Annotated in this window: 1 protein-coding gene; it reads right to left on the reverse strand. The window is 58.6% G+C overall.

Annotated elements, in window-relative coordinates; genetic code table 11:
* Window positions 1-104: 104 nt before the first annotated feature.
* Window positions 105-1,427, reverse strand: a complete 1,323-nt coding sequence (locus tag Q7C20_RS26605; protein WP_375071171.1) for an OprD family porin — start codon at window positions 1,425-1,427, stop codon at window positions 105-107.
* Window positions 1,428-1,844 lie beyond the last annotated feature (417 nt).

Raw genomic sequence — 1,844 nt, forward strand, 5'->3', positions numbered from 1 at the left:
AGTATCTGACTCACCGCATTCTTCCTTTTTAGGGTCGCTTCGCAACCCAACGCGGGGCAAGCCCGCTCGCCACAGGGGCAGTGTTCGCCCTTAACGGGCTGGGCTTAGAACACGTCTATCGGATAGTCGACGATCACCCGGTATTCATCCACGTCCCGGTCCACTGCCGAGTAGCCATTGCTGCCACGGTTGGTCGCCCATTGCAGGCGCACGGCCAAGTCCTTGGCCTTGCCGCCTTGCACCACGTATTTCAGGTCGATATCGCGTTCCCAGTGCTTGGCGTCTTTGCCGTCGGCGCTGTACCAGGCGCTGTAGCCCCGGCTGTTGGGGTCGACTTTGGTCAGATCGGTCTTACCGCTGATGTAGGACACGGCGGAGGTCAGGCCAGGCATGCCCAGCCCGGCGAAGTCATAGGCGTACTTGAGCTTCCACGAGCGCTCGTTGGGACCGTTGAAGTCCGAATATTGCTGGGAGTTATCCAGGTACACGCTGTCGCCCTGGGTGATGTAGTCGAACGGCGTATTGCCGTTGACCCGCTGGTAGGCGGCGGTGACGCTGTGATTGCCCACGCCCACGGTGAAATGCAGGCTGTAGGTGTTGTTGTCGATGTCTCCCAACAGCGATTGCCCGGTGTTTTGCGTGTGGTAATAGTGCAAGCCGGGGTTGAGGCTGACCAAGTCATTCAGCGCGTAGGAGTAGTCCAGGTCGTAGTAGTACTGGTGCCATACGTCTTTCAATTCGGAGGCGTACAGGTTACTGGTCAAGCCCGGAACGCCGCTGAACGACACACCGGCCCAGTTCAGGTGCTGGCTGTCGGTATTGTCGGGCAACGCGCCGTAGCTGGTGCCGATGCGGCGATGACCGCTTTGGTTGTAAAGCTTGGTGAAACTGGCTTGACCGCCTTCGATCATCCAGCCGTCGAAGCTGTGATTGACCAGGCTTACGCCACGGAACGTCTGCGGCAGCATGCGGGTCATGCCGCCGGCGATAACCGGGTTGTTAAGGAACAGGTCGCCGGCTTTGAGCTCCGTGTCGAAAGCACGCATTTTCAAGGTGCCGCCAGCCGTGGAAAACGAACCCGGCGCTTTGCCGTTGCCGCTGCCGTAGGGAAGGATGCTGGAGCCATCAGTGCCGCCACCGCCATCAAGCTTGAGGCCGAGCATCGCATTGACGTCCACACCGAAGCCGACGGTGCCTTGGGTGTAGCCGGATTCAAACGTGCCGAGAAAGCCTTGGCCCCACTCCTTGCTGTCATCGGTGTGAATATCGCGCCGGTCGCGGTTCATGTAGTAGTTGCGGGTGTTGATTTTGAAGCTGGAGCCTGCGACGAAACCGTCGGCCGGGGTGGTGTCTGCCGCGTGGGCGAGAGGTGCGATCGTTGCTGCAATCGCGAGGAATAGCGGGGTGAACGTCAGCGAGTTCTTCACCGGTGGAGCTCCTTTGGTCTATCGGAAACGGCCAGTGTCGTGGGGGTGTGCCTGGCCTTTTTTACGGCAAAAAAAAGCCGCTGAAGTCAGCGGCTTTAAGACAGATTCCCGGTGTAGAGCCCTGGAAATAGTCGAGGGGAATTGGGGGGAGCGGGGTGACTGTCTTTGCCGTCGCGCTCATCGGTGCGTCAACGTAACGCAGGTGAGCGGTGCGGTGTAGAGTGTAACAAGATAATGACTGTTGCCCAAATCGCAACAGTCTTGGTGGTTTTTAGGTGGGAGTGGGGTTGCGTTTGATTGAGGTTTGTTGGGGTACATATCCGTTGCTGCGGTTATGGCGGCTTATGGTTCCGCTCTTACAGCGGGTCACTTTTGGAAGGACCCAAAAGTAACCAAAAGGTCCTCGCCCCACCACTC

It is taken from the genome of Pseudomonas sp. AMR01, from assembly GCF_041946035.1.
Taxonomy (GTDB): Bacteria; Pseudomonadota; Gammaproteobacteria; order Pseudomonadales; family Pseudomonadaceae; genus Aquipseudomonas; species Aquipseudomonas antarctica_B.